We start from the raw sequence: 26,379 nt of genomic DNA on the forward strand, positions 1-26,379 counted from the left end.
ATGACAGGCCGGGAACGGGGTATCAACATATCTGGCGTTGATTTTTGGCACGCTGTTGAGTTCTCAAGGAACGGACACTTCCTTCGTACTCACCCACAGAACCTTCTCCGGGGCTTTCCTCCGGGCGCTTCCCTTCGGTGTTGCCAAACTCTATCAGGGTTTTTCTGTCTCTCTGACCATGGTCCTGCAGACACGCGGAACCAGGCCCCGAGATAGGATCTGACAAGTTGGTTGCTGCCAGGCAAGGACGCTTGGTCGCGTCACTCAGCCTCAAGCAGGGGTACAACCCTACATGGGGCTCCGGAGTGGGCGCAAATCGTTTGCGCTGTGCTCTAGGCCGCCAACCGTGACCTCTGGTGCGGAACCGTCACTTCTTATGACTTACGCTGCTCAACAGTGCGCCGTCCACAACAGGCAGTGACGGTCCATATGCATCTCCACCCCTGGGAGGGTTCCCATGACCATCGTGACGTCCCCTCTTGCAGGACGCGCCATCGGACTCGCAGCCGTACCCGATCCGGTCTTCTCCGGTGCCATGGTGGGCCCCGGCACCGCGATCGACCCGGTTCGTGAGGCCTCCGAGGCTGTCGCCCCCATCGACGGCGTCGTTGTCTCGCTCCACCCGCACGCGTTCGTAGTGGTCGACGATCAGGGGCACGGTGTGCTGACGCACCTCGGCATCGACACTGTCCAGCTCAATGGCGAGGGCTTCGAACTGCTCATCAACAAGGGCGACACCGTGCAGCGCGGTCAGGCCGTGGTGCGCTGGGACCCGGCTGCCGTCGAGGCCGCCGGCAAGTCCCCGGTCTGTCCCATCGTGGCGCTCGAGGCCACAGCTGAGTCCCTCTCCGATGTCAACGTTGACGGCGACGTGAAGGCTGGCGACGCTCTCTTCAGCTGGCAGTGACTTCAGTGCCGTCACGGACGGCAGGCACGACAACCATCGCGGTGGCGGGACCCGCCGCACTATCGGAGACGGGTGACATGGAGACAACGCTGCGAGGTGTCGGCGTGAGCCACGGTGTGGCGATCGGCGAGGTTCGGCACATGGGGACGGCGGTGCTCGAACCGCCTGCCAAGCAGATTCCGACGGAGGACGCGGAGCGCGAACAGGGGCGCGCCCGCAAGGCCGTGGAAGCTGTGGCGGCCGACCTGATGGCGCGTGGGAATCTGGCGGGTGGCGAGGCCCAGGCCGTACTCGAGGCCCAGGCAATGATGGCCCAGGACCCGGAGCTCATGGCCGATGTCGAGCGGCGTATCGCGGTCGGGAGCACGGCAGAGCGCGCCGTGTACGACGCGTTCGCCGCGTACCGGGCTCTGCTGGCGGGTGCCGGTGAGTACCTCGCGGGTCGTGTGGCGGACCTCGACGACGTGCGGAACCGTATCGTCGCCCGCCTCCTCGGTGTTCCGATGCCGGGTGTCCCCGACAGCGACGAACCGTACGTCCTCATCGCTCGTGACCTCGCGCCCGCCGACACCGCTCTGCTGGACCCGACGCTGGTCCTCGGTTTCGTTACCGAGGAGGGTGGGCCGACCAGCCACAGCGCGATCCTGGCGCGGGCCCTCGGTGTTCCCGCCGTGGTGGCGCTGCCAGGGGCGGGTGAGATCGCCGAGGGCACGATGATCGCGGTGGACGGTAGTACGGGCGAGATCTTCGTGAACCCGAGTGCCGAGAAGAAGGCCGAGATGGAGGCCGCGGCCGCTGCGCGGAAGGCTGCGCTGGCCGCGTCGACCGGACCTGGTGCCACCTCTGACGGGCACAAGGTCCCGCTGCTGGCCAATGTCGGTGGTCCCGCGGACGTTCCGGCGGCGGTCGAGGCCGGGGCCGAGGGTGTGGGACTGTTCCGTACCGAGTTCCTCTTCCTTGACGACAGCAAAAACGCGCCGTCCGAGGAGAAGCAGGTCGAGGCATATCGCAAGGTGCTTGAGGCCTTCCCTGAGGGGCGGGTCGTGGTGCGTGTGCTCGACGCGGGCGCCGACAAGCCGCTCGACTTCCTGACGCCGGCCGACGAGCCGAACCCGGCACTGGGTGTGCGGGGTTTGAGGACACTGCTCGATCACCCCGATGTGCTGCGTACGCAGCTGACGGCGCTCGCCAAGGCTTCCGATGGGCTGCCTGTCTACCTTGAGGTGATGGCGCCGATGGTCGCGGACCGTGCCGACGCCAAGGCGTTCGCCGACGCGTGCCGTGAGGCGGGGCTGCAGGCGAAGTTCGGTGCCATGGTCGAGATTCCGTCGGCCGCTCTGCGGGCGCGGTCGATCCTGCAGGAGGTCGAATTCCTGTCGCTGGGGACCAACGACCTCGCGCAGTACACCTTCGCCGCCGACCGTCAGGTGGGCGCCGTGTCCCGGCTCCAGGACCCGTGGCAGCCCGCGCTCCTCGATCTGGTCGCGATATCCGCCGAGGCGGCCAAGGCCGAGGGCAAGAGCTGTGGCGTCTGCGGCGAGGCCGCTTCGGACCCGCTGCTTGCATGCGTGCTGACGGGTCTGGGTGTCACCTCCCTCTCCATGGGTGCGGCGTCGATTCCTTACGTCCGCGGGACTCTGGCCAAGTACACGCTGGCGCAGTGCGAGCGTGCCGCGGCGGCCGCGCGTGCCACGGACAGCGCCGACGATGCGCGCAAGGCGGCTCAGGCTGTGCTGTCCGGCGAGTAGCCGTCGGCCTGCGCCGTCACCGTTGACCGGCTGCGATCGAGGGGCGCTTCACCTATGGGTGGGGCGCCCCTCGCGTGTTCAGTGCGTGTGCCCCGGCGTATGACCGTCGTCCCGCAGGTCCGGTGGTACGCAGTAGTCGACGCCCGACTCCGGGGAAACGAGGTCGCCGGAGTCGATGTCTGTGCAGTAGGCGTCGAAGACCTCTCCGGCGGTGAGGGGTTCCAGACCCTCTCCGCGCAGGCGCCAGCCGTAGACGCGGTCGGTCGTGTCGGGGCTGCTGGTGCGCATGACGAGTCCTCCCGGGCTCTGGGTGGCGATGCCGAGGGCGAGAACGGTGGTGAATTCGAGGGCCTCGGCCTCGTCGAGGTGGGGCGTTCCGTGCTGGTCGTCGTCAGCCTGGAGGACGGCGACCAATGTCTCCGGCTCTGTGGAGACACTGCAGACGAGGTGACGCTCGCCGGGGCCCGTGGCTTCGAGGATGCGCACGAGCAGGTCCGAGGCGCGTACGAAGGCGGCGCGGCCGATGTCCTCGCCGCAGGACGCGCAGGTGCCGATGCGGGACAGGAGCGTGGTCGCATACTCCCAAGTGGCCTGGCGGACGGCCTCGTCGACGAGGTTCGGGACGAGGTCGTCGAGGGGCCGGCCGTCGTACGGGACGGTCGCCCCCGTCGCGGCGAGTTCCGCCGTGAAGCGAGTGCGGCTGGATGGAGTGTCGGGTTCCAGGTCGTGCTCGGCGCAGAACTCCGCGTACTCCTCGGGGTCGAAGAGTGCCACCGTGGTGTGGCTGCCTTGGGAGGCGAGTGTCCTGAGCAGGGATTCCACTTGCTGGAGATAGCTAGCGTGGTCGTCGAAGGTGAAGGTGCGGTAGCGCCGACGCATCGCGGCGAAGTCCTGCTCGTCGGTCAACAGGCCGATGATTCCGGCGATTTCGCGACGCAGGACGCGTCGCATGGTCTGGTGCTGGACGTGCGCCATCTTTCCCCCTGTGGTCGGTCGATCAATGCTCACTCACCGTAACCGGCGGCACTGACAATGCCTGTCGGGCGACGGCTGCGCGCACGAGGCGGTGTTGGAAGGCGCAGGTCAGAGCGATGGCGGTGCCGAAGGTGGCCCAGCCGGCGGGGCCGGTGGCGATGGCCGCCGTGACGATCAGAGGGCCGACACTGCGCTGGGCCGACTGTGCGAGTCCGTGGACCCCGAGGTAGGTGCCTTGCGCCGTGTCGGGGGCGAGGGCCACGGAGAGTTCCCAGGACACGGTGGCGTGGAGCATCTCGGCCAGTGTGAAGACGACGGCTGAGGCGGTCAGGCAGACAGTTGCGAGGACGGTTCCACCGGTGGCCGAGAGCGCCATGGTGGCGCCACCGAGGGCGAAGGCAGCCGAGAGCGGAAGGAGGAGGCCGCGAGCCGCGGAAGTCGTCGCGCCAAAGCGGGCCAGGGGTACCTGGAGAGCCACGACCATGACGTTGTTGAGGACCATGAGCAGGGGCGCGAGGCCGTGCGGGGCGCCGACGTGCACGATCCACAGGGGCAGTCCGACCTTGAACACGGCGTCGTCCAGGAAGAGGACGGTCTCGGTGGCGACATACGTCAGGTAGGTGCGGTCGCGCCACGGCGTGGCCGGCTTCGCCGTCGGGACAGGGCCGGCCGAGGTCGCGACGGTCCGGGAAGGCGACGGGGGCTCGTTGCAGCGGAGGGTCAGGAGCGCAGCCCCGATGAACGAGAGGGCGTCGCCGATGAGGAGCCACTGATATGCGGCCGTTGTACCGACGGTGAGGGCCGCGGCCGCGGCCAGGCCTCCGAGGGCCCAGCCGACGTTGGCGGCCGTGCGGTTCACGGCCAGGTAGCGGATGCGGTCGGGGCCTGCGACGCGGGTGGCGTAGAGCTTGGTGAGGACGTTCGCGGCACGGTCGCCGAGGCTGCCGGCGGCCGAGATGGCCAGCAGAAGCGCGTAGTTGTCCGTGGTGAGCAGCGCGAGCGAGGCCAGGGCGCGCAGGACCTGCAGGGCGATCAGTACACGGGTGAGGGGCAGGCGGTCGGCGAGGCGTCCGCCGATCGGTGCGCCGGCGATGCCGATGGCGCCGGAGACGGCGGCGAGTGTGCCCACCTCCGCGGCGGAGAGGCCGACGACGTAGGTGAAGTACAGGACGGAGACGGCTGCCCAGAGGCCGCTGCCGGCGCGGTCGACGAGGGCTGTCCAGAGCGTTCTTCGCCCGTCGGGGCCTCCTGGAACGCGACTTGCCCATGCGGCCACGCGGTGCCTTTGACTCACTGCTCCCCTTGCTTCCATTTATGTATTGATACATACTTGGCAACGTGGCAACACAATATGGGATCAGTGGCACGACAGCCAAGGGAATTGCCTCGTCCGTCGAAAGGGGCGTGGCCGAGGGCGTGTTGGGCCCAGGGGCGGCGCTGCCTCCGGTGCGGAGGCTCGCCGATGAGCTCCGGGTGAGTCCGGGGACGGTCGCGACGGCGTACAAGGAGCTGCGGCGGCGCGGGATCGTGGTCACGCGCGGGCGTGGCGGGACCGTGGTGGCCGCGGCTCCGGCGGTGGCCGCCCGGCGACCGCCGCTGGTGCCGGAAGGGCTGCGCGACCTGGCGGGCGGGCATCCGGATCCGGAACTGCTTCCCCACTTGGTTCCGCCGTCTCGGCTTTCCCCTGGCGCGCGTTCGCATCGCGCGACACCGCGGCTGGCGCGGCTGGAGGAGGCCGTGCGTGAGTGGCTGGAGCCGGACGGGGTCCCGGTCGATCACGTGACGTTCGCGCATGGAGCGCTGGATCTGATCGGGCGGCTGCTGTCCGTGGAGTTGAGTCCCGGGGACGCAGTCGCCATGGAAGACCCCGGTTATCACCATCTGCTGGATCTCGTCACGGCGTTGGGGCTGCGTATGGTGCCGGTGGCTGTGGACGACGAAGGAATGCGTCCGGATGCGCTGCGGGCCGCTCTGCGGGCGGGAGTGCGGGCTGTGGTGTGCAGTCCGCGGGCGCAGAACCCGTACGGCGGGTGTTTTTCGGTGAAGCGGCGGGATGCCCTCGTCGAGGTGCTTGAGGCGGAGCCCGATGTGCTGGTCGTGGAGAACGACCATGCCTCTGCCGTGGCGGGCGCTCCCCTGCGCACGCTGACGGCTGGAGGGCTCGCGCGGTGGGTGCATGTGCGGACCGTGAGCAAGTTCCTGGGGACCGACCTGCGGTGGGCCGCGGGTGCCTGTGATCCGACGACGCTGGCCCGGCACGACGGCCGGATGCTTCTGACCTCGGGCTGGGTCAGCCATCTGCTCCAGGAGACCGTCTACGGGCTGGTGACGGACCAGGAGACGCGTGAGCTGGTGGCGAGGGCTCGGGAGACGTACGGGGCGCGGCGGAGCGCGTTCGTCGAGGAGCTGTCGGGGCGCGGGATCGGGACTCACGGGGTGAGCGGGATGAATGTGTGGGTGCCGGTGCGTGACGAGTCCGCGGTGGTGAACGGGCTGCGGTCGCACGGATGGTGGGTGGCGGCGGGGGCGCGGTTCCGGCTCGAGTCGGGACCGGGTGTGCGGATCTCGGTCGCCGCGCTCGAACAGGCCGACGCGGCGCGGCTGGCCTCGGACTTCGCCATCGTGTTGGGCGAGTCCGAGGCCACGTACGGGGGTTGATCGAGTCCCCCCGTGGGGTTGGTCAGCCGCACCGGTGAGGTGGTCAGCCGCTTTTGCGGGCCAGCTCTTCGTAGAAGCGCAATAGGTCGACGTTGTCCACGGACCCGAGGTTGACGGCCTTCTCCAGGGGGGCGCCCTGGAGAAGGCGTTTGATCGGGACCTCGATGCGCTTGCCGGTGAGGGTGTGCGGCACGCCGGGTACTTCGATGACCTCGTCGGGGACGTGTCGCGGTGAGAGCTGTTCGCGGATGGTCTGCTTGATCCGTCCCAGGAGGGCGTCGTCGAGGGCGGCTCCCGGGGCGAGGTGGACGAAAAGTGGCATCCAGTAGCCGCCGTCGGGCTGTTCGATGCCGATGACGAGGGACTCGCGGATCTCGGGGAGGCGTTCGACGGCTTCGTAGATGTCGGCCGAACCCATGCGTACACCCTGGCGGTTGAGCGTCGAGTCCGAGCGGCCGTGGATGATCACCGATCCGCGCGAGGTGACGGTGATCCAGTCCCCGTGACGCCAGACTCCGGGGTACGTGTCGAAGTAGCTGTCGTGGTAGCGGCTGCCGTCGGGGTCGTTCCAGAAATGGACGGGCATCGACGGCATCGGGTTGGTGACGACCAGCTCGCCGACCTCGTCGGTGAGGGGTTTGCCGCTCGGGTCCCACGACTGGAGGTCGGTGCCCAGGCCGGGGGCCTGAAGTTCGCCGACGTACACCGGGAGAGTGGGTACCGCTCCTGCGAAGCAGGAGCACACGTCGGTGCCGCCGCTGACGGAGGCGATCCACAGGTCGTCGCGTACCTCGTCGTGCAGCCAGCGGAATCCGTCGGGCGGCAGGGGCGAGCCGGTGGTGGCGACGCACTGGACGCGCGAGAGGTCGAAGTCGCCGGAGGGATGAACGCCCGCTTTGCGGCAGGCCATGACGTACGCCGCCGAGGTGCCGAAGAGGGTGGCGCCCGTGCGTTCGGCGATGCGCCATTGGGCGCCGGTGTCCGGGTAGCCCGGGCTGCCGTCGTACAAGACGATCGTGGTGCCCGTCAGGAGGCCGGAGACGAGGAAGTTCCACATCATCCAGCCAGTGGACGTGTACCAGAAGAAGCGGTCGTCGGGGCCCAGGTCGCAGTGCAGGCCGAGCTGCTTGAGGTGTTCGACGAGGATGCCGCCCTGGGACTGGACGATGGCCTTGGGGAGGCCGGTCGTACCGGAGGAGTAGAGCACCCACAGCGGATGGTCGAAAGGGACGTCTTCGAAGACGGGCTCTACGTCCCCGGAGGTGAGGGCGGACCATTCCAGGGCGCCTTCGGGGGCCTCGGTGCCGAGCAGCGGGATGTGGACGACCGCGCGCAGGGTGGACAGTTCGCGGCGCAGCTCGGCGACGGTGTCGCGGCGGTCGTGCTCCTTGCCGCCGTAGCGGTAGCCGTCGACGGTGAACAGCACGACGGGTTCGACCTGCTGGAAACGGTCGAGGACGCTGCGGGCGCCGAAGTCGGGCGCACAGGACGTCCATACGCCGCCTACGGCCGCGGTGGCGAGGAGGGCGGCCACGGCCTGCGGAACGTTGGGGAGGTAGCCGCTGACGCGGTCTCCGGGACGTACGCCGAGAGCACGGAGCTCGGACGCCAGGGAGCCGACCTGGCGGCGCAGCTCGGCCCAGCTGACCGGGCGCGGCTCGTGAGTCTCGTCGACGTACAGGAGGGCCGGTTCGTCCGCTCGGGTTTCCGCCGCGCGCAGGGCGTGCTCGGCGTAGTTGAGGGTGGCGCCGGGGAACCACTGGGCGCCGGGCATGAAGCGGTCGCCGAGCACGCGCGCGTAGGGGGTTGAAAACCGTACGTCGAACCACTCGGTGACGGCTTTCCAGAACGTGTCCAGTTCGTCCACGGACCAGCGGTGCAGGGCTGCGTAACCGCCCTGGGAGGGCGCTCCGTGGTGCTCGGCCGCCCAGGCCTGGAATCGGGTGATCTGTGCCCGGGCGATGCGTTCCCGATCGGGCTGCCAGAGCGGTGAGTGGTTCGCTGAGGTCATGGGGCGGCTCCCGGACTGTGCACGTCGTGTGCGTGTATCGCACACGGGCTCGGGTGTGCGATACACACGGCTGACACGGACGATGCCATGTGATCGACTTCCACACCAGGGTGTGCCCCACATAGTCCGGCTCGTGAAGATGTGGTCATGCCACGGGTGAACGGAAGTTGAACGACTCCCCCATTTGGCACTGTCAATGGCAGGCTGAGCAGCATGGACGGTCGTGACCTGGTGCGTTGGGTGAAGGCGATCGGTTCGGCGGGGGCGGCTCAGGGGTTGCTTTCCGTGCGGGCCGCGTGGCGCAGGAGGCGTGCCGACGCCGCCGGGCTGCCCACGCGTGGCACCGAGCGTGCGCGGGTCCCGGGGCCGGTCCTGACCGTGGAGCCGGGCCCCGGCGGCGGGGTCGTCCGGTTCACCCGGTCGGAGCTGCGCATCACCGTCGCCGTCAACGGAGCCGTCTTCTGGGCCTGGGACGGGGCCGGGCCCGAGCCGTCGTACGGGCTCGCGGGCCCCGCGCCAGAGCCGGACCCGCGGGCCGTTCTGGAGCCGGACAAGGACGGCGCCTGGCGGGTGGTGTCGGAGCGCATGACGGTGGTCGTCTCCCGGCACGGCGCCGTGGAGGTGCGTACGCCGGGCGGAGTGACCCTGCGGCGCGATCTGCCGCCCCGATGGTGGGAACCTGCCGACGGGGGCGAGGCGCGCTGGACACAGCGGTCCGAGGTGGGCGCGGACGCACGGTTCTTCGGTCTGGGCGGGCGGGCTTCGGGGCCCAGGCTGCGTGACGGGACGTACCGGCTGTGGAACACCGATCCGGGGCACGCCTTCGGTCCCGGTGACGACCCGCTGTACATCACCATGCCGGTGCAGACGGTGGTGGCCGACGCGGCCACGCACCTCGTGTTCCACGACAGCACCTGGGACGGCAGCGTCATCCTGCGCGAGGGCGAGGAGGGCGCCGGGTCCGGCCACGACCGGGCCGGGACGACCGAACTCCGGATGGACGGCGGGCCGCTGCGCTGCTGGGTGATGGTGGGTACCCCCGCCCGCGTGCTGCACACGTGGGCCTCGCTGACCGGAGCCGCCGCGCTGCCGCCCGCGTGGGCCCTCGGACACCATCACGCGCGGTGGGGGTTCGGCAGCGAGCAGGAGGTGCGGCGGATCGTCGGCGGCTACCACGAGAGGGGGCTGCCGCTGGAGGCGATCCACCTCGACATCGACCACCTCGATGGGCACCAGCCGTTCACTGTCGACCAGGAGCGCTTCCCGAAGCTGCCGGTGCTCGCCGAGGAGTTGCGGCGGGACGGGATCCGGCTGGTGTCGATCGTGGACCCGGCGATCAAGGCCGACCCCGGTAACGCCGTGTACGGCAGCGGGACCGCGGAGGACGCGTTCGTGCGGGATTCCGCCGGGCGGCCAGTGCGGGGGGTCGTGTGGCCGGGTGAGGTCGTGTATCCGGACTTCACGCGCGCGCGTGTGCGCCGGTGGTGGGGCGGGCTCTACGAGGAGCGTCTCTCGCAGGGCTTCGCCGGCTTCTGGCACGACATGAACGAGCCGGTGTCGTTCACCGCCTTTGGGGAGTCGACGCTGCCCCGTTCGGCGCGGCACGACCTGGAGGGCCGCGGCGGAGACCACCGTGAGGCGCACAACGTGTACGCGCTCGGTATGGCGCGGGCCGCCTACGAGGGCCTGCGAGAACTGACGCCCCATGAGCGGCCGTTCATCTTCTCGCGCTCCGGGTGGGCCGGAACGCAGCGCTACGGAGGGACCTGGTCCGGGGACGTGGCCACGGGCTGGCCGGGGCTGCGGGCATCGCTGTCGCTGGTGGTGGGGCTCGGGCTCTGCGGGGTTCCGTATGCGGGTCCCGACGTGGGCGGGTTCGACGGGAGCCCGTCTCCGGAGCTGTATCTGCGGTGGTTCCAGCTGGGCGCGTATCTGCCGCTGTTCCGTACGCACGCGAGTCTGCGGGCCGGGCGCAGGGAGCCCTGGGAGTTCGGTGCCGCCGTCCTCGAGCACGCGCGCGTGGCGCTCGTCGAACGCCTACGACTGCGGCCGTACTTCATGACGCTGGCGCATCTCGCACGGCGCACTGGAGCGCCTTACGTGCGGCCGATGTGGTGGGGTGCGCCGGAGGACAGGGCGCTGCGCGACTGTGAGGACGCCTTCCTGCTCGGTGACTGTCTCCTGGTGGCGCCGGTGCTGGATCCGGGCACGGACCGGCGTGCGGTGCAGCTGCCGCGGGGACGCTGGTACGACACGGTGACCGAGAAGGAGTACGAGGGACCCGGCCAGGTTCTGATCGACGCCCCCTTGTCGCGGATTCCGGTACTGGCGCGCGCGGGCGCTGTCGTGCCCGTCCGCGGCGACGACGGCGGGCTGGCGCTGGAGGTGTGGGCGCCCGCCCGCGGAGGGACCGGGGGCGGGCTCGTGGTGCCGGACTCGGGTGACGGCTGGGAGGAACCGGAGATCGAGCGCTATGTGACGCGCTGGGAGGGGAAGCGGGTGGTCGTCGAGCGGGACGGGGAGGACGGCCCGGGTGAGCCGTCGTACCCCGTGCGAGTGCGGGGGCTGGGGACGTAGTGACACGCCCCTGAGGAGCCGCTGAGGACCCGAAGGGAACCAGCAAGGTCCTGGAACCCTCAAGAGCCCGTCAGCGCCCTGAGAGCCCCTTAGACGTAGCGGCCCTCGAACCACGCCTTTACCGCCATGGTGTGCAGCGGAAAGGCGAGTTCGGTCGCTCGGCGAAGCAGCTGCCAGCCCTCGGTCTCGTCCGTCGGGGCGGACGGGGGCAGGTCGGCGGCCGGACGCTCCGGGAGGGCGCCGAAGAGCAGCAGGTGGCCGTCGGGAGAGCTCATCGCGTCGACGAGCCGTACGTCGCGGCTCGCCGCGGCGATGCCCGTCTCCTCCTTGAGCTCACGGACGACGGCCTGCCGCCAGTCCTCGCGGTGGTCGATGAACCCTCCGGGCAGAGCGACACCCCCGCGCGCGGGGGCGATGCTTCGGGTGATGACGACCAGGGCTGCGCCCTTGGTGTCGTACACGGGCTGAAGGGCCACCGCGACCGGCAAGGGGTTGCGGTAGGCCACGGTGCCGCAGGAGGCGCAGGTACGGGGCCAGCCGGAGACGCCCTCTCCGTAGGGCGATCCGCAGCTCGAACAGTGGGAGTCCGGCGCGGAGTTGGCGGACGGATTCTGGGATGGAGACACGCCCGGACTGTATCCGATCATCACACGGACGTCTCCGCGGGTCGCCTCAGGAGGGACGGGACGAGGGAACGCATCGACACCGGGAAGTCGAAATACGTGTCGGGATACAGCTCGGGCTTGTAGGTGAAGTGCCACCATTCCTCGGCAAGGTTCACGAAACCGAGGCCTTCGAGTGTGTCCTTCAGGAGGAGCCGGTTCGCACGCTGCTGTCCCTCGATGCGTGGGTCGAGGGTGTGCGAAAGGGTGTCGAAGCAGTCGTAACCGGTGCCCATGTCCACGGAGTTGTCCGGAAAACGCTCACCCTGGGGCGCGTAGCAGGGCACGAGCGGCTCCCCGGGGACGTACGGCCGGGTCGGCTTCGCCGGAAGCTTCACGAGCGTGAGGTCCATCGTCGAGCCGCGGCTGTGGCCTGATTTCTCGGCGATGTAACCGTCCTCGAACAGACGGGTCTTGTCGACGTTCGGGTAGAACTCGCCCTTCATGGTCTGGTCGTCGAGGTCCTTGGCCCAGCGGACGAAGTGGTCCACGGCGCGCTGGGGCCGGTAGCAGTCGTAGACCTTCAGGGAGTAGCCCTGGCTCAGCAGCCGTGCCTGGGCCTTGTGGAGGGCCTGCGCGGCGGGCTCGGTGAGGATGCAGAGCGGCTGCTGATAGCCGTCGATGCGCTCGCCCACAAAGTTGTGCGGGGTGAGGTAGCGGATCTCCTCGATGATCGTCCTGTCCACGGATCTCAGGGCCACGAAGTCCTCGGGGGCCTTCGGCCGGGGGGTCGCCCGGGCGGTGGCGGAGGCGGCGGTGACAGCCAGCAGGGCGGCGAGCGCGGTGACGAGACCGCGTACTACTGTGGAGAGTCGTGTCATGCCCCTGCGTCTACCAGGAGCGGGTTCCGCGCGTGAAGCGATCGGATACAGTCCGCGGCCGATCGGGCGACCGGTCGACCGGAACCGATGGCGTCACCCGCGGACGAGTGGCTTGGGCGCGTGGTCTTCTGGGGCGCGCTTTTCAGGCACGTTCGGCTGTGAACGGGCCGCCGGGGGCAAAGGCCATGGTGGCGAAGCGTTCGCCGATGCGGCGGTGAGTGGCGGCGTCCGGGTGGAGCTGGTCGGGCAGCGGCAGCTCGGCGAAGTCCGCCTCCCCGTAGAGTTCGCGGCCGTCGAGATAGTGCAGGTTCGGGTCGTCCGCCATCCGCTGCCGCGCGAGGCGGCTCAGCTCTTCCCGGATGACGTTGAGGGTGAGCTTGCCGACGGCACGCTCGGCGGGGTCGCCCTCGGCCCGGAACTGGAGCTTTCCCGCACTGAGGTTGCCGAAGTCCGGGACGCTGGGACCCGGAGTGTCCTCGTGGATGGGGCACAGGACGGGCGAGACGACCAGGAGCGGCGTGGTGGGGTGGCCGTCGCGGATGGTGTCGAGGAAACCGTGCACCGCCGGAGTGAAAGCGCGCAGGCGCATCACGTCGGTGTTGACGATGTTGATGCCGATCTTGAAGCTGATCAAGTCGGCAGGTGTGTCGCGCAATGCACGGGCGGTGAACGGGTCGAGCAGGGCGCTGCCGCCCAGGCCCATGTTGATCAGCTCCACGTCGCCGAGCGAGGCGGCCAGCGCGGGCCAGGTGGTGGTGGGGCTGGCGGCGTCGGAACCGTGGCTGATCGAACTGCCGTGGTGCAGCCATACCCTGCGGTCGCCATCCGGTACGGGGTCGATGGGGGCGTCGGTGCGCAGGGCGACGAGTTCAGTGGTCTCGTTGTGCGGCAGCCAGATCTCGACGTCCTTGGCGCCGCCGGGCAGGCCGGTGAAGCGGAGGGTGCCGACCGGGCCGGGCTGGTTCTCGGCGGTCCCCGTGGTCATGTCGATAACCAGAGTGTTGCCGCCCCTCACGCCGGCCTGGCCGGTCAGGCGGCCGTCGACGAGCAGGTCGTACACGCCGTCCGGGCGGGGCGGGGCGCCCACGTAGACCCGCTTGGTGGGCAGCGTGTCCAGTTCGACGGCGGTGGCCCAGGTGCGGAAGACCAGCCGTACGCCCGACGGCTGGGCCTCGGCCATGGCCAGTTGCCCGTCGGTGCATTGGGCGCGGGCCCGGGCCGGCAGCCGGTGCGGCAGCACTCCGTGCTCGGTGCGCTCCAGGTCGAGGGCGCCGCGCAGAAAGTCTGCGGTGATGGGTGTGGTGATCCAGTTGTGCCTGGTGTGCATTGCGTCAACCTGTTGATCAAGATGTCTGGATGGTTCAGTTGAGCTTTGCGGAGGTGTCGCGCAAGCGGCGGCTTCCGGCTGGTGCGGGATTCCGGTCAGGGTGCGGGCCAGTTCCGCAGCAGGGCGTCCAGCGCATCGAGGGTCCGTGACCAGGTCTCCTGCGTGTCGGGGGTGCTGTGGCTGAACCCGCCCCCCATCTCCAGGCTGACGTAGCCGTGGAAGACGCTGCCCAGTAGCCGGACCGCGTGCGTCTGGTCCGGCTCCGTCAGGTCGTAGCCGCGCAGGATCGCCCGCGTCATCTGTGCGTGTCTGACGCCGGCGCTGGCTGCCGCCGTCTCCGGGTCGAGCCTCAGCTGGGCCGCGGCGTAGCGGCCGGGATGCTCCCGGGCGTAGTCGCGATAGACGTTCGCGAAGGCGGTCAGGGCATCTTTGCCGGCCCGCCCGGCCAGGGCGGCGGCGCCACGGTCCGCGAGTTCCTCGAGAGCGAGCAGGGCGATTCTGGTCTTGAGGTCGTGGGAGTTCTTCAGGTGCGAGTACAGGCTCGCGACCTTGACGTCGAACCGCCTGGCGAGCGCCGAGACGGTCACCTCGTCGAAGCCGACCTCGTCGGCCAGTTCTGCTCCCGCCTGGGTCAGGCGTTCCGTGGTCAGTCCTACGCGCGGCATAGCCTTGCTCCCATTCAGCCAAGCCTATTATGCAGTTGCCTAAGACTATTAGGCAAATTAGCCTGGCCGTTATGAAGTCGCTGACTGAGCAAGAGATCCGAGCCGCCTTCGCGAACTGCACCAAGGGCGAGGCGAAGCGCCTGTCCGTCCCGCGCGACCTGGCCGACCGCCCCTGGGACGACCTGGACTACCTCGGCTGGCGAGACCCCCAGGCTCCTGACCGCGCCTACGTCGTCATCGAGCTGGACGGCCGCCCAAGGGCGCTCGCGCTGCGCTGCCCCAGCCCTGCCTTCGGGCAGATGCGGCGCAGCATGTGCTCGATGTGCATGACCACCCACACCGGCGGGGTCTCCCTGATGGTCGCGCCGAAGGCGGGGAAGGCCGGGCAACAGGGCAACTCGGTGGGCGCCTATATATGCAGCGACCTCTCCTGCTCGCTCTACGTGCGAGGCAAGAAAGACGCGGGCGTCGGTGCACGGCTCCCCGAAACGATCACCCTGGAGGAGAAGATCCGACGGACCGTGGCGAACATGTCCGCGTTCGTCGCCAAGGTGACCGCATGACCCCGGACAGCGGCGGCCTGCTGCCGCCGAGTTGGAACTCGACCTTGAGCGAGTCGGAAGTCGCCCTCGAGCGAGGAGCAGCCGCCCCTCGATGAGGAACGGCCGGAACCACCCCCGTGGGCCCCGGCCGTCCCTCCCGATACTCCGACGCCCAGGAGGGCCGACTGGTTCTCCGTGACGCAGTGCGACGCACTGCCCAATCGACGTGGACCGTGGCAGAATTCTGACGTTCCGTCAGATCCACCGCCATGGAGGGGCCTTGTCGCGCACTCGTACACCCGTGGTCACCGGCTGGTTCACCGGCGAGGGGGACGACTTCCGGCTCCTCGGCACGCGTTGCTCGGCCTGCGCGTCGGTGTTCTTCCCCCGTGAGGACGCCTTCTGCCGCAATCCGGGTTGCCCGGGGGGCGATCTGGAGGAGGTCCCCCTGTCGCGGCGCGGCCGCGTCTGGTCGTACACGGACAGCCGTTACCGACCGCCGTCACCGTATGTGTCCGACCCGGAACTCGAATGGCAGCCGTACACGTTGATCGCTGTGGAACTGGAATCCGAGCGGCTTGTGGTGCTCGGCCAGACGGTTCCCGGGGTCACCGTCGCCGATCTGGCGGTGGGGATGGAGGTGGAGGTCGTCCCGGGCGTGCTGAACGAGGACACGGAGACGACCTGGACGGCGTGGCACTGGCGGCCGACGGGGGTGACGGCATGACGGCAGAGGTGGCGGTGCTCGGCGCGGGCATGCACCCCTGGGGCAAGTGGGGGCGCGGTTTCGTCGAGTACGGGACGGTGGCGGCGCGCGCGGCGCTGGCCGACGCGGGGGTCGACTGGCGGGACGTCGGCTCGATCGTCGGCGCGGACACGGTCCGTGGCGGATATCCGGGGTACGTGGCGGGAGCGACGTTCGCCAAGGCGCTCGGCTGGCAGGGGGCTCGGGTCGCGAGCGTGTACGCGGCGTGCGCTTCGGGGGCGCAGGCCGTCAACACGGCGCGGGCGCAGATCCTTTCGGGCCTCGCGGATGTCGTGCTGGTAGTGGGTGCGGACGCGGCACCCAAAGGGTTCTTCCGGCCTGCGGGCGGAGACCGGCCCGACGATCCGGACTGGCTGCGGTTCCGGGTCCTGGGAGCGACGAATCCGACGTACTTCGGGCTGTACGCGCGGCGGCGGATGGCCGTCCACGGGGACACGCTGGAGGACTTCGCGCAGGTCAAGGTGAAGAACGCGGCCCTGGGGGCGCTCAATCCGAACGCGCGCTATCGCAAGCGGGTCACCGCCGAGGAAGTCGCCGCCTCGGCCGTGGTCGCCGATCCGCTGCGGCTGCTCGACATCTGCGCCACCTCGGACGGCGCGGCGGCGCTCGTGCTGTCCAGCATGGCGTTCGCTCGGCGGCACGGGGTGTCCGATCCGGTGCGGATCCGCGCGGTGTCCACGGTGACGCCGCGCTATCCCAACGCCGTGCTCGATCTGCCGGACATCGCGACGGACTCGGCGGTCGCGGTGGAGCCGACGGCCGACACGTTCCGCGCGTCGATCGCGCGAGCCGCGTACGAGGAGGCGGGCGTCGGCCCGGAGGATCTCTCGCTCGCCGAGGTGTACGACCTGTCCACGGCGCTGGAGTTGCAGTGGTACGAGGATCTGGGGCTGTGCGGCGAGGGCGAGGCGGCCAAGCTGCTGAGGGAGGGCGCGACGGCGCCGGGAGGGCGAATACCCGTGAACGTCAGCGGCGGACTCGCCTCCTTCGGAGAGGCCGTTCCGGCGCAGGCCATCGCCCAAGTCTGCGAGCTCACCTGGCAGTTGCGGGGTGCGGCGGGTGAGCGGCAGCTCTCGGGCGCGCGCGTGGGCATCACCGCGAACCAGGGGCTGTTCGGGCACGGGTCATCCGTGATCGCCGTCAAGTAGCCTGCCGACAGGCGAGGTTGCCGACAGTGAAGCGATAAGTGCGTGCCCGGCGGGAGCTGTGCGTACTCTGTGTGATCGGCTCAGAATCCTGTGTGAACAGCTCGTGAACTGGGCCTGGGCGTGTGCGGGGCGGGTCATCATGCTCCCGTGCCCTCCTGGACGGATACTCTCCGCTTCGCCTTCCAGCCGGTCGTCAATCTGACGACCGGAGGGGTCGCGGCGTTGGAGATACTCGCCCGTCCGGAGACAGGTGACGTGCTCGCACAGGCCCGCCGTGATCCCGAACTCGACGGTCGGCTGGCCGCGTTGGCGATTCGGTCGGCGGCGCGTCAGGAGACGCTGCTGCCGCTCCACGTCAACGTGTTCGCCGGCACCCTCGCCGATCTCGGAGGCCTCGCCGCGCTGCGTGACGCCGTGCGCGAGGCCGGGCGCATGCCGTGGGAGGTGACGGTCGACGTCGGCCCACCGTTCACGCATGTGCCGCATCAGGCGCTCCTCGAGGCGGTGGCGGCACTGCGGGACCAGGGCTTCCGGATCTGCGCGGACGGCATCGGCGACGGTGACGTACCCCTTCGGGTACTCGCGGATCTCGCGCCCGACCTGGTGAAGCTCGACGCGTCCCTGCTGGCACGGCCGGCGGTGGTACGGGCGATGCGGACCCTGTGCGAGCAGCTGGGCGCGCTGCTGTCCGTCGAGGGCGTGGAGACCGAGCTGCAGTGCGCGGCGGCGATGTCGGCCGGGGCGCAGCTGGCGCAGGGCGAGTTGTTCGCGCCTCCGGCGCGGCGGGCCGCGGCGGACGTGTACGTTCCTGACCTGTCCCCCGTCGCCGCGGCGACGCCGCCCTACGGGCCGCCGGTACGGCAGTTCGTACGGCCCGCCGCGCTGTTGCCGGCCACCGCGTCCGCGGGGCAGGTGCAGGCCTTGCTGACCGGGTCGCCCGAGGTGTCCGGGGTGGTGCTCGTGGACGCCGCGGGTGTTCCGGTGCGGTCGGTGCACCGGTCACGGTTCCTGCTGTCGATGTCGGGGCGCTACGGGCATGCGCTGTATGCCGATCGGCCGGCCGCCAAACTCGGGGATCCGCCGCGTACGGTCGGGATCGACGCCACCGCGTGGGAGGTCCTCGACGTGGTGGCGGACGGGGAGCGTGACCGTACGTCGGACGACGTCGCTGTCGTCGACCGGCTAGGGCGGTGCGTGGGCGTCGTACGCCTGGCTGATCTCGTACGGGCGCTGGCCGAGAGCCGCGTGGAGGAGGCGGCGGGGCTGAACCCGCTGACGCGGCTGCCCGGTTCGGACGCGATCACCGGAGAGGTGGACCGGTGGATCACCGAGGGGCGGGTGTTCGCGCTGAGCTGGCTGGACGTCGACGGCTTCAAGCAGGTCAACGACGGTGCGGGGTTCGCGGCGGGCGACGAGCTGATTCGGGCGGTGGGGCGGGCGCTGCAGGCGGCTGCGTCCGGGGCCACGTGTGTGGGGCACATCGGTGGTGACGACTTCCTGGTCCTGGCCGATCCGGAGGAGCTTGATCCGCTGGCCGTGTCGGTGCTCGACACGCCGTGGTCGGTCGGCGGACTCGCGGTCACGCTGTCCCTGGCCACGGTGCTGTGCACCCCGGGCAGCGTGACCGATCATCGCCAGGCGGCCGCCTGGCTCGCCCCGCTCAAGCAGGCCGCGAAGTCCCTCCGGGGAGCGAGCTGGGTGCTGGGCCGGGCGGGCATGCCGGGCCACGAGATCCGACGCGGCTCGGCGGGCACGGCAACGGCACAGGCCGAGAGCTGGGCGGGCTGAACCGGCCGGGATGACCTTGCGGGGAGCCGCAACCACCGCACCCACCCTCTCCGCGGAACCGCGTCAGCCACGCACACTCCTTCGTCGTACGCCTGTCTCGGAGTTCGGCCGTCCCGGTCCGGGCGTGTTCGCGGCTCCGAACCATTGCCGCCCGCGACCTTGACGCTCTTACAGTGCCGGTGAACACTTCCGGGTGTCAGTCGGCATCGCCGCATTCCGGCGTATTCAGGCACTGCGCCGCGCGGGCTCTCGCCTGCGCCAACGGGCCATCTCCCACGGGCGATTCGGCTGCGACGGCACGCTCGTCACGGACGCCGGGCGGGGCGCGGGATCTCCCTGCCCTCGGCTGAAGTAGCCATGGGAAACGCACCCTGCACGGTGGCCCGGGGCGGATCGCCCCGGGCGAGGGCCTAGGAGCCGCCATGAGCAATGGAGACATTTTCGTCGGTGAGGTCATCGGCACAGCGATCCTGATCCTCTTCGGCGCCGGAGTGGTCGCCGCCGTCGTACTGAACTACTCCAAGGCGAAGGACGGCGGTTGGGTCGTCATCGCGTTCGGCTGGGGCTTCGGCGTGATGGCAGGGGCCTACACCGCCGCTCCGCTGTCCGGCGGACACCTCAACCCGGCGGTGACGCTCGGCATCGCCATCGACACCGGGGACTGGGACAAGGTCCACATCTATGTCGCCGGGCAGATGGTCGGCGCCATTCTCGGCGCGGTCCTGTGCTGGCTGGTCTACCTCGCGCAGTTCCAGGCCAACGCCGAGGAGGACAAGGCGCAGCCGACGCTCGGGATCTTCTCCACCGCGCCCGCGATCCGCAATCCCGTGGCGAACCTCATCACCGAGATCATCGCGACCGTCGCTCTGGTCCTGCCGATCCTGGCCTTCGGCCTCACGAAGGGGCTCGGCGAGTCCGGCACCGCGATTCTGATCGTCTCCTTCCTGGTGGTCGGCATCGGACTGTCGCTCGGCGGGCCCACGGGATACGCCATCAACCCGGCCCGTGACCTGGGCCCGCGCATCACCCACGCCCTGCTCCCGATCCCCAACAAGGGCACCTCGGACTGGAGTTACGCGTGGATCCCGGTGGTGGGACCGCTGATAGGCGGGGCGCTGTCCGGGCTCATTTTCAACGCAGCCTTCTGAAGGATCCGACGAAGGGGACGTCATGACGGACAAGTTCGTCGCCTCAATCGACCAGGGCACCACGTCCAGCCGCTGCATCATCTTCAACCAGGACGGCGCGATCGTCGCCGTCGACCAGCGCGAACACCGCCAGATCTTCCCCAAGCCCGGCTGGGTGGAGCACGACGCCACCGAGATCTGGTCGAAGGTGCAGGCCGTGGTCGCGGGCGCGATCGCGAAGGCCGGGCTCCGCGCCGACCAGCTCAGCGCGCTGGGGATCACCAACCAGCGGGAGACGACGGTCCTTTGGGACCGCGCCACGGGCAAGCCCGTGCACAACGCGATCGTCTGGCAGGACACCCGTACCTCCGCGCTCTGCAACGAACTCGGCGGCTCGGACGGGCAGGACCGTTTCCGCGAGCAGACCGGGCTCCCGCTGGCCAGCTACTTCTCCGGGCCGAAGGCGGCCTGGCTGCTGGACAACGTGCCCGGGCTGCGGGCCCGCGCCGAGCGCGGCGAGATCGCCTTCGGCACGATCGACTCCTGGCTGATCTGGAACCTGACCGGCGGTACGGACGGCGGGCATCACGTCACCGATGTGACCAACGCCGGGCGCACCATGCTGATGAACCTCGAAACGCTCCAGTGGGATCAGTCCATCCTCTCCGCCATGAACGTCCCCGAAGCCGTCCTCCCCGAGATCAAGTCCTCGTCCGAGGTGTACGGGACAGCCGTGGGCCAGCTCTCCGGAGTGCCGGTCGCGTCGGCGCTGGGCGACCAGCAGGCGGCGGTGTTCGGGCAGGCCTGCTACGACGTGGGGACGGCCAAGAACACGTACGGCACAGGCAGCTTCCTGCTGCTCAACACGGGGAACCGGCCGGTGCCCTCGAAGAGCGGCCTGCTGACGACCATGGGGTACAAGATCGGCACCGAGGCACCCGTCTACTGCCTCGAAGGGTCGATCGCGATCACCGGGGCGCTGGTGCAGTGGTTCCGTGACCAGCTGGGCATCATCCGTACCTCCGACGAGATCGAGACGCTGGCGGCGAGCGTCGACGACAACGGCGGCGCGTACATCGTGCCCGCGTTCTCGGGCCTCTTCGCGCCGTACTGGCGCTCCGACGCGCGCGGTGTCGTCACCGGCCTCACGCGGTACGTCACGAAGGGGCACCTCGCCCGTGCCGTGCTGGAGGCGACGAGCTGGCAGACGCGTGAGGTCGTGGACGCCATGTTCCAGGACTCCGGGGTACAGATCACGACCCTGAAGGTGGACGGCGGCATGACCAAGAACAATCTGCTGATGCAGCACCAGGCCGATGTGCTCGGTGTGCCGGTGATCCGCCCGAAGGTATCCGAGACGACCTGTCTGGGAGCGGCGTACGCGGCCGGCCTCGCGACGGGGGTGTGGAACGACCTGGACGAGCTGAAGTCGCACTGGCAGAAGGACGTCGAGTGGACTCCGTCCATGGAGGCGTCGGTCCGCGATCGCGAATACCACAACTGGCACAAGGCGGTGGAGAAGAGCTTCGGCTGGCAGGAGGACGGCGCGGGCTGACGAACTGACCCTCTTTTCCCAGCGATCCACCGTTTTCGCGCTCCACGCGTGCGTGCCTCGCGCGGAGCACCTCGGGACTACGGCTCGTACCCCGGTCGGCGGGGGTGCGGGCCGTACCCGTGCCGGCTCGGAGGAGCGGCCCCCCTGCCTCAGGTGGCGCTTCAGGTGGTGACGGTCTGGCGGCGTTCGGCCGCGTACGCCATCGCGTGCTGGACGACCTCGATGAGGACCTCCTTGACGGACTCCCGGCCGCGCGCGTCGCAGAGGACCACGGGTACTCCGGGGTCGAGGTCGAGGGCCTGGCGAACGTCCTCGGTGGGATAACGGGCGGCTCCCTCGAAGCAGTTGACGCCCACCACGAAGGGTATGGAGCGCCGTTCGAAGTAGTCGATGGCGGCGAAGCAGTCCTCCAGGCGGCGGGTGTCGGCGAGCACGACGGCCCCCAGGGCGCCGGTGGCGAGCTCGTCCCACAGGAACCAGAAGCGGTCCTGACCTGGCGTCCCGAAGAGGTACAGCACCAGGTCCTCGCGGAGCGTGATGCGGCCGAAGTCCATGGCGACCGTCGTGGTGTGCTTGCCCTCCACGCCGCTGGTGTCGTCGATCGGACGACCCGCCTCGGTGAGCAGCTCCTCGGTGCGCAGCGGCTTGATCTCGCTGACCGCGCCGACGAGGGTGGTCTTGCCCACACCGAAGCCGCCCGCCACGAGGATCTTGAGCGTGACGGGCTCGACGGGGGTCTTGCCGCGCTCAGAGCGCCCGAAGATCATCGATCTCTTCTCCTGCTTCAGTGGTGTCGCGTACTTCAGTCACTTCGGTGGTGTCGCGTACTTCGGTGGTGTCGCGCGATGGCGGACCGTACCCGCCACCGCCTGGGGTCTCGATGACCAGTACGTCACCGGGGCCCACGTCCGCCGCGTCGCTTCCGGCGAGTTCGGTGACCGTACCGTCCGCGCGCTCCACGCGGTTGGCGCCCAGCGCGCCGGGTTCGCCGCCCGCCATGCCGTAGGGCGGGACCCTGCGGTGCTGGGAGAGTGTCGAGACGGTCATGGGCTCGTGGAAACGGATGCGGCGCACGGCACCGTCGCCGCCCCGCCACCGACCGGCCCCGCCGCTCCCCCGCCGTACGGCGAACTCGTCGAGCTGGACGGGCAGTCGCCATTCCAGGACCTCGGGGTCGGTGAGCCGCGAGTTGGTCATGTGGGTCTGTACGACGGGCGCGCCGGAGAAGCCGTCGCCCGCGCCGGAGCCGGAGGCCACGGTCTCGTAGTACTGGTACCGCTCGTTGCCGAAGGTGACGTTGTTCATGGTGCCGGAGCCCTCGGCCTGCACTCCCAGGGCACCGTACAGGGCGCCGGTGATGGCCTGAGAGGTCTCGACGTTCCCGGCGACCACGGCGGCCGGGGGTTCGGGGGCGAGCATCGAGCCGGCCGGTACGACGATGTCGAGGGGACGCAGACAGCCGTCGTTGAGCGGGATGTCGTCGGCGACCAGGGTGCGGAAGACATACAGGACCGCCGCGTTGACCACGGAGAACGGTGCGTTGAAGTTGGTGGTCAGTTGCGGGGACGTACCGGTGAAGTCGACAGTGGCGGAGCGTTTTTCGCGGTCTACGGAGACGCGGACTCGGATGACCGCCCCGGAGTCGGTCTCGTACGCGAACTCACCGTCCTCCAGGGCGTCGATGACACGGCGGACCGCTTCCTCGGCATTGTCCTGGACGTGCCTCATGTACGCCTGTACGACGTCGAGGCCGAAGTTCTCGATCATGCGGGCGACTTCGTCGACGCCCTTCTGGTTGGCGGCGATCTGTGCGCGCAGGTCGGCGAGGTTGGTCTTCGGGTTGCGTGAGGGGTAGGGCGCCTCGGTGAGCAGACGGCGTGTCTCCGCCTCGCGGAAGCGGCCGCCTTCCACGAGCAGCCAGTTGTCGAAGAGGATGCCCTCCTCCTCGATGGTGCGGCTGTTGGCCGGCATGGAGCCGGGGGCGATGCCGCCGATCTCGGCGTGGTGACCGCGCGAGGCGACGTAGAAGAGGATCCGGTCACCGTTCGTGCCGTCACCCTCCGTGTCGAAGACCGGCGTGATCACGGTGACGTCGGGGAGGTGGGTCCCACCGTGGTACGGGTCGTTGACCGCGTAGGTGTCCCCGGGGCGCATGCCGTCGGCGCGGCGGCGGATGACCTCCTTGACGCTCGTTCCCATCGAGCCCAAGTGCACAGGGATATGGGGAGCGTTGGCGACCAGGTTGCCGTCCGGGTCGAAGAGCGCGCAGGAGAAGTCCAGGCGCTCCTTGATGTTGACGGACTGGGCGGTGGACTCCAGGCGGGCGCCCATCTGTTCGGCGATGGACATGAAGAGGTTGTTGAAGACCTCGAGGAGAACAGGGTCGGCTTCTGTGCCGAGATCGGAACTCTCCGTGACCGCCACGCGTTCCATGACCAGATGCCCGTCGTCGGTCATGGCCGCCTGCCAGCCGTCGTCGACGACGGTCGTCGCGCTGGCCTCGGTGATGATCGCGGGGCCGGTGACGGTTTCGCCGGGGGGCAGTTCCTCGCGGCGGCGCAGGGGTACGTCGCGCCAGGTACCGCCCGTGTGGAGGCTGACCGTCTCCCGGGTGCCGGGCGCGAAGTGCGGGGTGGCGAGGGCGGACAGATCGGGGGGTTCGGTGAGACCGGTGGCTTCCACGGAGAGGGCTTCGACGACGACCGGACGGTCGAGGGTGAAGGAGTAGGTGGCGCGATGGCGGTCTTCGAAGGTGCGGATCATGGTGTCGGGCTCGGTCAGCTCGACGACGAGTGCTGTGTCCGTGCCGTCATAGCGCAGCTGGGCGCGGCGGGTGACCTGGATGCGCTCCTTGGGGACGTCCTCGGCGAGGAGTTCGGCGCGGGCGGAGCCCTCCAGGTCGTCGGCGGTCTTCAGGACGTGCGGCATCGCGGACGCCTCCAGGGGCGCCTCGACGGACTGCTCGCGCATGGCCGTGGTGTCGGCGAGGCCGATGCCGAGCGCGGAGAGCACACCGGCCATGGGCGGGACGAGGACGGTGCGGATGCCGAGCGAGTCGGCGACCATGCACGCGTGCTGGCCGCCCGCACCACCGAAGGTGGTCAGTACGTACCGGGTGACGTCGTGGCCCTTCTGGACCGAGATGCGCTTCACGGCGTTGGCGATGTTGGCCACGGCGATCTGGAGGTAGCCCTCGGCGACCTGCTCGGGAGTGCGGTCGTCGCCGGTCCGGTCACGGATCTCGCGGGCCAGGGCTGCGAAGCGGTCGCGGACGAGGGCGTCGTCGAGGGACTGGTCTCCGTCGGGGCCGAACACCCTGGGGAAATGGGCGGGTTGGATCCGGCCGAGTGCCACGTTGGCGTCGGTGACAGTGAGCGGGCCGCCGCCCCGGTAGCAGGCGGGGCCCGGGTCCGCGCCCGCCGAGTCCGGCCCTACGCGGTAGCGGGAGCCGTCGAAGTGGAGGACGGAGCCGCCGCCCGCCGCGACGGTGTGGATGTCCAGCATCGGCGCGCGCAGCCGGACCCCGGCGATCTGGGTGGTGAAGACGCGTTCGTACTCACCGGCGAAGTGCGAGACGTCCGTGGATGTGCCGCCCATGTCGAAGCCGATGACCCGGTCGAAGCCGGCGAGCTGCGACATCCGTGCCATGCCGACGATGCCGCCCGCCGGCCCGGAGAGGATGGCGTCCTTGCCGCGGAACTGTCCGGCCTCGGCGAGGCCTCCGTTGGACTGCATGAACATCAGCCGGACACCGCGGAGCTCGTCGGCGACGTGCTGGACGTAGCGGCGCAGCACGGGCGACAGATAGGCGTCCACGACGGCCGTGTCGCCGCGCGGGACGAGCTTCATCAGCGGGCTGACCTCGCTGGAGAGCGAGATCTGCTGGAAACCGGTGCGGGCGGCCAGCTCGCCGATGGACTGTTCGTGGGCCGGGTGGAGATGGCTGTGCATGCAGACGACGGCGACGGCGCGGATTCCGGCGTCGTACGCCTCCTGGAGTGCCTCGGCGAGGGCGTCCAGGTCGGGCGCGCGCAGGACGGTGCCGTCGGCGGCGATGCGCTCGTCGACCTCGACGACCCGTTCGTGGAGCAGCTCGGGGAGCTCGATCTCGCGGGCGAAGATCCGGGGGCGGTTCTGATAGGCGATGCGCAGGGCGTCGCGGAAGCCGCGGGTGACGACGAGGAGGGTGCGTTCGCCCTTGCGTTCCAGGAGGGCGTTGGTGGCGACGGTGGTGCCCATGCGGACGGATTCCACCGGCAGGCCGTCGCTCTGTCCGGCTGCCTGTCCGGCTCTGTGTTCATCTGCCAGGCCGTCGCCCTGTCCGGCTTCCCGTCCGATCAAGCCCTCACCGGCTTCGGTGAGGAGTTCGCGGATGCCAGCCACGGCGGCGTCGGTGTACCGCGCCGGGTTCTCGGAGAGGAGTTTACGGGTGAGCAATCGGCCGTCCGGGCGTTGCGCGACGACATCCGTGAAGGTGCCGCCGCGATCGACCCAGAACTGCCAGCCCTTCACGTCTGTCTCCCCGATGTCGCGCTGCTCCGACGCTGAGCCGGAGGTGCCGGTCGACGATCGGTCAGATCATATCGGGGTCGGGCGCCTCAGCGTTCGGTCCATAGCGGGCGTCGCTTCTCGGCGAAGGCCGGGGGACATTCCTTGGCGTCGGCCGAATGGAGTACGGCCCGGCAGTTCGGCCTTGGCGCCGCCCTGGCGTTCGGTGCGCGTCCGCCTGCCGGGCGAAGAGCTTCACCGACACGCCCGCCTGCACCGCGCACCGGCCGGCCCCCGGAAAGTGCCCCGCATGCGGCCGAGCATGCGGCCACCAGGACCCGCGGCGGTACGGCGGGTACGGAGGCGGCAAGCGGAGCACTGCCGCGTAGGAGGTCCATGCGCGTCGTCGCGTGGGGAGGAGGGGCATGGTTCTCAGGCAGGACTGGCCTCGCTGTGAGATCGCTGCGTTCATATAGCGCGATGACTGCACGGATGATGAGAAGCTAGGAAGCGCGTTCAGGGGCCCGGACAAGGGGCCACGTACCGCCCGCGCCACCGCCGTTCGGTGTCGTCGGCACGGCATGGCCGCCCTGGGACCTCGCTGAACGCGAGTT

Annotated in this window: 19 protein-coding genes; 10 read left to right on the forward strand and 9 right to left on the reverse strand. The window is 69.8% G+C overall.

The features are described from left to right. Nucleotides 1-457 precede the first annotated feature (457 nt). Both ACTWQR_RS43935 and ptsP read left to right on the forward strand, forming a co-directional pair. Nucleotides 458-907, forward strand: a complete 450-nt coding sequence (locus tag ACTWQR_RS43935; protein WP_443232897.1) for a PTS sugar transporter subunit IIA — start codon at nucleotides 458-460, stop codon at nucleotides 905-907. A 77-nt stretch (nucleotides 908-984) separates the two neighbouring features. Further along, on the forward strand, nucleotides 985-2,655 hold the full coding sequence (ptsP, locus tag ACTWQR_RS43940; RefSeq protein WP_443232898.1) for a phosphoenolpyruvate--protein phosphotransferase: 1,671 nt from the start codon (nucleotides 985-987) through the stop codon (nucleotides 2,653-2,655). A gap of 78 nt (nucleotides 2,656-2,733) precedes the next feature. On the opposite strand, the gene ACTWQR_RS43945 is transcribed toward ptsP, so the two are convergent. Both ACTWQR_RS43945 and ACTWQR_RS43950 read right to left on the reverse strand, forming a co-directional pair. Next, the gene (locus ACTWQR_RS43945; protein ID WP_443232899.1) at nucleotides 2,734-3,630 is read right to left on the reverse strand and encodes a hypothetical protein; all 897 of its coding nucleotides are present in this window, start codon (nucleotides 3,628-3,630) and stop codon (nucleotides 2,734-2,736) included. Nucleotides 3,631-3,652: 22 nt separating this feature from the next. Further along, nucleotides 3,653-4,906, reverse strand: coding sequence for an MFS transporter (locus ACTWQR_RS43950; protein WP_443232900.1), 1,254 nt, complete (start codon nucleotides 4,904-4,906; stop codon nucleotides 3,653-3,655). Between the two features lie 62 nt (nucleotides 4,907-4,968). Between ACTWQR_RS43950 and ACTWQR_RS43955 the strand changes: the two genes are divergently transcribed. Continuing rightward, on the forward strand, nucleotides 4,969-6,288 hold the full coding sequence (locus tag ACTWQR_RS43955; protein ID WP_443232901.1) for an aminotransferase class I/II-fold pyridoxal phosphate-dependent enzyme: 1,320 nt from the start codon (nucleotides 4,969-4,971) through the stop codon (nucleotides 6,286-6,288). A gap of 43 nt (nucleotides 6,289-6,331) precedes the next feature. Here ACTWQR_RS43955 and ACTWQR_RS43960 read toward each other — a convergent pair whose 3' ends face one another. Continuing rightward, entirely contained in the window at nucleotides 6,332-8,299 is a 1,968-nt protein-coding gene (locus ACTWQR_RS43960; protein WP_443232902.1) for an acetoacetate--CoA ligase, read from the reverse strand. A gap of 213 nt (nucleotides 8,300-8,512) precedes the next feature. On the opposite strand from ACTWQR_RS43960, the gene ACTWQR_RS43965 reads away from it, so the two are divergent. After that, nucleotides 8,513-10,876: a glycoside hydrolase family 31 protein gene (locus tag ACTWQR_RS43965; protein WP_443232903.1), complete on the forward strand. Its 2,364-nt coding sequence runs from the start codon at nucleotides 8,513-8,515 to the stop codon at nucleotides 10,874-10,876. Between the two features lie 89 nt (nucleotides 10,877-10,965). Here the strand turns inward: ACTWQR_RS43965 and ACTWQR_RS43970 are convergent, their stop codons facing one another. From ACTWQR_RS43970 to ACTWQR_RS43985, 4 genes are all read right to left on the reverse strand, one after another. Beyond that, entirely contained in the window at nucleotides 10,966-11,502 is a 537-nt protein-coding gene (locus tag ACTWQR_RS43970; RefSeq protein WP_443232904.1) for an NUDIX domain-containing protein, read from the reverse strand. Nucleotides 11,503-11,522: 20 nt separating this feature from the next. Next, on the reverse strand, nucleotides 11,523-12,359 hold the full coding sequence (locus ACTWQR_RS43975) for a M15 family metallopeptidase (RefSeq protein ID WP_443232905.1): 837 nt from the start codon (nucleotides 12,357-12,359) through the stop codon (nucleotides 11,523-11,525). A 142-nt stretch (nucleotides 12,360-12,501) separates the two neighbouring features. Next, nucleotides 12,502-13,686 carry a GDSL-type esterase/lipase family protein gene (locus ACTWQR_RS43980; RefSeq protein ID WP_443232906.1) on the reverse strand — a complete coding sequence of 395 codons (1,185 nt, stop codon included), beginning with the start codon at nucleotides 13,684-13,686 and terminating at the stop codon, nucleotides 12,502-12,504. Between the two features lie 95 nt (nucleotides 13,687-13,781). Then, complete coding sequence (locus ACTWQR_RS43985; protein ID WP_443232907.1) at nucleotides 13,782-14,351, reverse strand: TetR/AcrR family transcriptional regulator; 570 nt, start codon at nucleotides 14,349-14,351, stop codon at nucleotides 13,782-13,784. Nucleotides 14,352-14,422: 71 nt separating this feature from the next. On the opposite strand from ACTWQR_RS43985, the gene ACTWQR_RS43990 reads away from it, so the two are divergent. The 6 genes from ACTWQR_RS43990 (at nucleotide 14,423) to glpK (ending at nucleotide 21,277) form a co-directional block, all read left to right on the forward strand. Continuing rightward, nucleotides 14,423-14,914 (forward strand): FBP domain-containing protein, encoded by a 492-nt coding sequence (locus tag ACTWQR_RS43990; protein WP_443232908.1) that lies wholly within the window; start codon nucleotides 14,423-14,425, stop codon nucleotides 14,912-14,914. 280 nt (nucleotides 14,915-15,194) lie between these two features. Further along, the gene (locus tag ACTWQR_RS43995; protein WP_443232935.1) at nucleotides 15,195-15,620 is read left to right on the forward strand and encodes a Zn-ribbon domain-containing OB-fold protein; all 426 of its coding nucleotides are present in this window, start codon (nucleotides 15,195-15,197) and stop codon (nucleotides 15,618-15,620) included. Further along, nucleotides 15,617-16,807 carry a lipid-transfer protein gene (locus ACTWQR_RS44000; protein ID WP_443232909.1) on the forward strand — a complete coding sequence of 397 codons (1,191 nt, stop codon included), beginning with the start codon at nucleotides 15,617-15,619 and terminating at the stop codon, nucleotides 16,805-16,807. Before ACTWQR_RS43995 ends, ACTWQR_RS44000 begins: the two co-directional genes overlap by 4 nt. 147 nt (nucleotides 16,808-16,954) lie before the next feature. Beyond that, on the forward strand, nucleotides 16,955-18,595 hold the full coding sequence (locus ACTWQR_RS44005; RefSeq protein WP_443232910.1) for an EAL domain-containing protein: 1,641 nt from the start codon (nucleotides 16,955-16,957) through the stop codon (nucleotides 18,593-18,595). Between the two features lie 422 nt (nucleotides 18,596-19,017). Further along, nucleotides 19,018-19,743 (forward strand): MIP/aquaporin family protein, encoded by a 726-nt coding sequence (locus tag ACTWQR_RS44010; RefSeq protein ID WP_443232911.1) that lies wholly within the window; start codon nucleotides 19,018-19,020, stop codon nucleotides 19,741-19,743. Between the two features lie 22 nt (nucleotides 19,744-19,765). Continuing rightward, a complete protein-coding gene (gene glpK / locus ACTWQR_RS44015) occupies nucleotides 19,766-21,277 on the forward strand; it encodes a glycerol kinase GlpK (RefSeq protein ID WP_443232912.1) in 1,512 nt (503 codons plus the stop codon). Nucleotides 21,278-21,438: 161 nt separating this feature from the next. On the opposite strand, the gene ACTWQR_RS44020 is transcribed toward glpK, so the two are convergent. Both ACTWQR_RS44020 and ACTWQR_RS44025 read right to left on the reverse strand, forming a co-directional pair. Beyond that, entirely contained in the window at nucleotides 21,439-22,044 is a 606-nt protein-coding gene (locus ACTWQR_RS44020; RefSeq protein WP_443232913.1) for a GTP-binding protein, read from the reverse strand. After that, on the reverse strand, nucleotides 22,025-25,789 hold the full coding sequence (locus tag ACTWQR_RS44025) for a hydantoinase B/oxoprolinase family protein (protein ID WP_443232914.1): 3,765 nt from the start codon (nucleotides 25,787-25,789) through the stop codon (nucleotides 22,025-22,027). Before ACTWQR_RS44025 ends, ACTWQR_RS44020 begins: the two co-directional genes overlap by 20 nt. Nucleotides 25,790-26,379: the final 590 nt, after the last annotated feature.

It is taken from the genome of Streptomyces sp. 2A115 (assembly GCF_052245575.1).
Classification (GTDB): domain Bacteria; phylum Actinomycetota; class Actinomycetes; order Streptomycetales; family Streptomycetaceae; genus Streptomyces.

What these genes read in the sequence shown, in the direction of transcription:
- ACTWQR_RS43990 (WP_443232908.1), top strand. Translation starts at nt 14,423, where the DNA reads ATGAAGTCGCTGACTGAGCAAGAGATCCGAGCCGCCTTCGCGAACTGC.
- ptsP (WP_443232898.1), top strand. Translation starts at nt 985, where the DNA reads ATGGAGACAACGCTGCGAGGTGTCGGCGTGAGCCACGGTGTGGCGATC.
- ACTWQR_RS43960 (WP_443232902.1), bottom strand. Translation starts at nt 8,299, where the DNA reads ATGACCTCAGCGAACCACTCACCGCTCTGGCAGCCCGATCGGGAACGC.
- ACTWQR_RS44010 (WP_443232911.1), top strand. Translation starts at nt 19,018, where the DNA reads ATGAGCAATGGAGACATTTTCGTCGGTGAGGTCATCGGCACAGCGATC.
- ACTWQR_RS43985 (WP_443232907.1), bottom strand. Translation starts at nt 14,351, where the DNA reads ATGCCGCGCGTAGGACTGACCACGGAACGCCTGACCCAGGCGGGAGCA.
- ACTWQR_RS44020 (WP_443232913.1), bottom strand. Translation starts at nt 22,044, where the DNA reads ATGATCTTCGGGCGCTCTGAGCGCGGCAAGACCCCCGTCGAGCCCGTC.
- glpK (WP_443232912.1), top strand. Translation starts at nt 19,766, where the DNA reads ATGACGGACAAGTTCGTCGCCTCAATCGACCAGGGCACCACGTCCAGC.
- ACTWQR_RS43965 (WP_443232903.1), top strand. Translation starts at nt 8,513, where the DNA reads ATGGACGGTCGTGACCTGGTGCGTTGGGTGAAGGCGATCGGTTCGGCG.
- ACTWQR_RS43945 (WP_443232899.1), bottom strand. Translation starts at nt 3,630, where the DNA reads ATGGCGCACGTCCAGCACCAGACCATGCGACGCGTCCTGCGTCGCGAA.
- ACTWQR_RS43935 (WP_443232897.1), top strand. Translation starts at nt 458, where the DNA reads ATGACCATCGTGACGTCCCCTCTTGCAGGACGCGCCATCGGACTCGCA.
- ACTWQR_RS43975 (WP_443232905.1), bottom strand. Translation starts at nt 12,359, where the DNA reads ATGACACGACTCTCCACAGTAGTACGCGGTCTCGTCACCGCGCTCGCC.
- ACTWQR_RS43980 (WP_443232906.1), bottom strand. Translation starts at nt 13,686, where the DNA reads ATGCACACCAGGCACAACTGGATCACCACACCCATCACCGCAGACTTT.
- ACTWQR_RS44000 (WP_443232909.1), top strand. Translation starts at nt 15,617, where the DNA reads ATGACGGCAGAGGTGGCGGTGCTCGGCGCGGGCATGCACCCCTGGGGC.